The sequence below is a fragment of the Luteitalea sp. genome, assembly GCF_022842525.1.
GTDB lineage: Bacteria > Acidobacteriota > Vicinamibacteria > Vicinamibacterales > Vicinamibacteraceae > Luteitalea.
Genome location: NZ_JALHPM010000319.1, coordinates 1 through 4,310, shown reverse-complemented (window position 1 = coordinate 4,310; position 4,310 = coordinate 1). Strand labels below are relative to the sequence as shown.

The 4,310-nt window shown below is 67.7% G+C and carries 3 protein-coding genes; all 3 read right to left on the bottom strand.

Going from position 1 to position 4,310, the window contains the following annotated elements; translation table 11 throughout:
* Positions 1-165 precede the first annotated feature (165 nt).
* Positions 166-480, bottom strand: coding sequence for a hypothetical protein (locus Q0C41_RS30165; RefSeq protein ID WP_291990525.1), 315 nt, complete (start codon positions 478-480; stop codon positions 166-168).
* Positions 481-484: 4 nt separating this feature from the next.
* Positions 485-715, bottom strand: a complete 231-nt coding sequence (locus Q0C41_RS30160) for a hypothetical protein (RefSeq protein ID WP_291990523.1) — start codon at positions 713-715, stop codon at positions 485-487.
* Positions 716-766: 51 nt separating this feature from the next.
* A partial coding sequence (locus Q0C41_RS30155) for a phage tail protein (RefSeq protein WP_291990521.1) occupies positions 767-4,310 on the bottom strand: 3,544 nt, incomplete at its 5' end.

The following is a 4,310-nucleotide window of genomic DNA, read 5'->3' as shown; positions in this document are numbered from 1 at the left end:
ACCATGGCGTACAGCGTCCACATTTCGCCCATCCACTCGCGCTTCACGTAGGTGAGCCAGCAGACCGTGACGAAGAGCGCGAGGTGGAAGCAGGCCGCCGCGAGCTTGGTCTGCGACAGGCTGCCGTCCTTGCTGGTGATGAGCGAGAGGAGGAAATTCACCGCATCACCCCTTCGGCGCCAGCCAGTGCCAGGCCGCCGCGATGGCCCCGCCGAGCACCGCCACCTTTGCCACGAGCCACGTCGTGACGTTCACCGACGACTTCACCACCTTGGCCGTGCTCTTCACGTCGCCATAGGCGCGCACCATCTCGACGATGGTGCCGGTGTGCTGCGCGATCTGGCGCGTGATCTCGGTGTTCTCGTGCAGCGCCTCGGCCGCCTCGTGCACACGCGCCTCGAGGCTCGCGAAGCTGTGCTCAAGGTCGCCGACCCGCACCGCCAAAGCGTCGAGCTTGCCGGGGATGCTGTCCACGGCCATGGCCTCAGCCCTTGATGGCGTCTTTGGCCGCGTCCCCAGCCGTCTTGACCCCGCTCAGCACCCAGGCCCGGAACCGCGGCATGCGCTTGAGCATCTGGTGATCGACGAAGACGCCGAGCACGACGCCCACCGGGATCTGCCAGCCCACGAAGCCCGCCGCCGCGCTCAGCGCGCCAAGAACCTGCTCCATCGAATGCCTCGCACTCGCGCAGACCGTGCGCGTCTTGCGAGGCATCGTAGGGAGAGCCTCATGGCGGGCGAAGCCGGAAAACGTGGCGGCGGGACTTCAGCCCCATGGCGTACTGCCGCCAGGCGGGCCGGCCGGCCAGGCGCTGTTGTCGGTGTCGATCGTGGCTGACCTCGTTCCCGCTTCCACCGATCCAGGCCCCCACGCTGGATACCAGTTGCCAGTGAGCCCAGTTGCGATATTGCCCTGGCTTGTCCACGCCGCGCCGGTCCACAGGTACGCGGTCAGCGTGCCGGCGTTCAAGCGGTAGAGAACTTGGGCCCCGTTGCCGTAGGTCGAACCGTATGCCGAGCTGCTGCCGTTGTGCTGCGAGCGGCCGTCGACCCCGTAGTAGCCATACCCCTGGGCATCTTGGCCTGGGTACGAGGTCAGAGACGCCGACGCCGTTGCGATGCCTCCGCAGCACCGTCCGTCTGGCCCGGCGTAGGTAATCATGAAGCATCGGTCTTCTGTGGCCGGCCGCGCCTGGGTGCCGCGCACCACCCCGCCCTGGGTGCCGGTGCTGACCAGCGTGGCGACGGTGTCCCCGACGCTGAGGGTGATGTCGGCGTCCTTGTCGGCCGGGTTCCACCCGCTGGCCACCGGGCCAGCTGCCGTTGTCACCGTCAGCGTGTAGTCGTGGCGCTGTGCGCTGGCGAGCGGCACCGCGGCGCCCGCCGTGAGCACGATCGACCAGTCGGTGGTGTCGAAGACCTTCGGCTCGCCGGTCTCGCCGGTCGATAGGTACGGCGCAAAGGCCTGCAGGTCGTTCGGCGAGCCAGATGCGCCGTATGGCACGTCGGCATGGCTCGCGATGCGCGCGGCCGTCGTCGCGTTGTAGCGGTAGAGCGTGCTCAAACCGCCGGCCGACGGGTCGCCAATGAACACGAGCTCGCCGCCCACGAGATGGAACTTCCCGATCCGCGTGGCTGATGGCGAGAAGGTCTTGTCCTCGATCTGCACCAGCGTGCTCGCGTTGCGCCGCTTGAAGCCGTTCGCCAGCGCGAAGACGAGATGAGTCCCATCGCAAGAGAAGACGCGCGATAGCGTGTCATCTTCGCGGTCCTGCTCGACGCCGGCCGTGTTGTAGCGGAGCACGCGCGAGCCGTCATAGTTCACCGCGTAGATGCTGCCGCCGGCCGCAGCGACGCTGATGATCTCGACGCCGCTAGGCGCGGGGAAGTCAGGCGTGATCTCGACCTTCGTCAGCCCGGCGGCGGCGACATCGAAGACCCATGCCTCGGAAGGAGTGGTCAGCGGGTCGGTACCCAGGCTGTAGACGCCGACCACCACAACGTCGGCGCTCGCATCGTAGGCTGCGCCGCTGACGCGGTACGCATAGACCGACGCCTCGAGCTCGCCGACGGCCGAGTACCGGCGCACCTGAAAGTAGAAATTGGAGACGGTCGAGATCTGGACCACGTCGACCCATCCGGACGCCAGCAGGAAGCGCCAGGTGATCTTCGTTTCGCCGAGGTCGGCCAGCTCGCGGGTAACCTCGAACGCGGAACGCAGCGGCATCGCGTCGACCGGCGCCTTCACGGCCCACAGCCGCACCTTGACGTCGATGTCCGACGCGAAGAGCGTGTCGTCGACGACGTAGCTGGTGCCCACGATGCCGTCGGCCGCCACGATGAGGTCGTCGTCGTCGGCTTGCACGACCTCTACGCTGTACGTGACGCCGTCCTCGGGCCCTGTGTCGGCCGCCTCGTCGCCCTCGAGCGCCTGCAGGAGGCGATCCCGATGACGCCACGTGATGGTGACGTCCTCGGCCGCCACAGATGTCGGGTAGGCCAGGGCATTGATTCGAAGCCGGCCAGGCGCATAGGGACGAAGGATCAGCTGATCGATGACCACGCTGTCGGTCTGCGCCGACCCCTCGGCGAGCTCGCCTTGCCCGGTGCGCGGAAGCAGCTTCACGTCGACGTCGTCACCATCGGCCCGCTCGTTCTCCTCGAATGCCGTGTAGCCGTCGATGAAGAAGATGCGCGCCCCGCTCGCGTGCGAGGCGGCGACCGTGCCGTGTACGCCGCGCCCGAGCGTGATCGCGCCGGTGCCCGAGTCCCACGCGTCCACGCGCACGATCTCGTCGCCGACCTGCGCGTAGGTGCCGACCGCCACCTCGGCGCCGTCGACGATGTTGGCGATCGTGGCGGTTGTGGCGGCGTGACCGAGGGCGGCCGATAGCGTGCCGCTGGGCGCGAACCCGCCGCGATCAACCTCGACGTAGGCCTCGGCACCGGTGCGCGTGCGCATGCCGTAGTCGAGAGACAGGCCGGATGGCCGAACGGCCGCCGCGACGACGAAGCCGGCCGCCGGATCACGCGCGGCGACCTCGGTGGCGCCGAACACCTGCACGGCCTCGTAGTAGCCGGCTTCACGGACAAGCCGATTCTGCGCAACCACAGCCGCGCCGCCAGCTGGCGGCGTCCACCCCGATGGCTGCTCGGCGCCGTAGGTGGTCGCCGGCATCGAGTAGACATCCTCGGCGCATTCAAGCTCGATCGTGCCGTCGGTGAGGCTGCCATAGTTGATGCGCAGCACGCGCAGCACCATGCCCGTGATCGAGAGCTTCGCCCAGTTCCATCGGATCACCGAGCCTCGAGTCAGCGAGAAGGCCTTGCGCTGTACGCGCAGGCGCACCTTGGCTTGCGGCGATGAGACGGCCTTCAGGTCGCGCATGGCCACGCGAAGCGCCAGGGCAGCGTGAAAGAGGCCTGGATACTGCTGCGTGCGGGTGACGACGCCGCCCTGGGAGGTGATGTTCGCGAGGTTCTGCGCGCGCTGCGTGCCCACGACGCGCGGCCCGCTGCCGACGTCGCCGAACTTCACGACGACCTCATTCGTGGTCTCGGCCGGCGCCGGCTTCTGGTAGCTCTCGACCCGTTGAATGTTCGACTCATCGAACAGCGGGAGCGAGCCGACATCGTAGCCGCCGCGGAACGCGACGATCTCGAACAGGCCGGTCGTCGGGTTCTGCACCAGCGCCGCGCCAGCGTGATCGACGACGCGCTGCATGAACGCCTCGACGCTCTCCTGCTGGGTCCAGTGCATGCACAGGCCAAGCCCTTCCGAGTAGAACGTGTCGGCGGCCGCCCTGAAGTTGGTGTCGTCGATCTGCGCGGTGCCGCCGCCGGTGCCCCACGAAGTATTCGTCAGGGCCTCATAGAGCATGTGCGCCGGATTCATGGCGACCACCACGTTGCCGGCAGCGAGGCTGAAGTCGGCGACCGTGCCGGCGTCGTTCAGCCGCTCGCCGCCGGCGATGTCGCCCTCAAGCTGCAGCATGTCGATCGTGTCGACGAGGAATCCTGTAGTGCCCGTGGCGAAGCTCGAGCCGTTGCTGAGGCGCGTGATCGAGAAGGCAGCCTCGCTCTCGGACCAATCGAGCGTGAAGTCGAACTGATACCACTCGCCGATGACCAGCGGCGCGGCGCCAACCGGCACGTTATTGATTGATGGCCGTTCGTTCGAGCCCGTGCCAGTGGCGTCGCGACTGAGGGCGACGGTGATGCCGTCCTCGAAGGCCTCGCCGTTCTTGCCGAATATGACGAAGACGATGTCGGCGTCGGTGCCAGAGTCGCCGGCGGCATTGACGTCGACG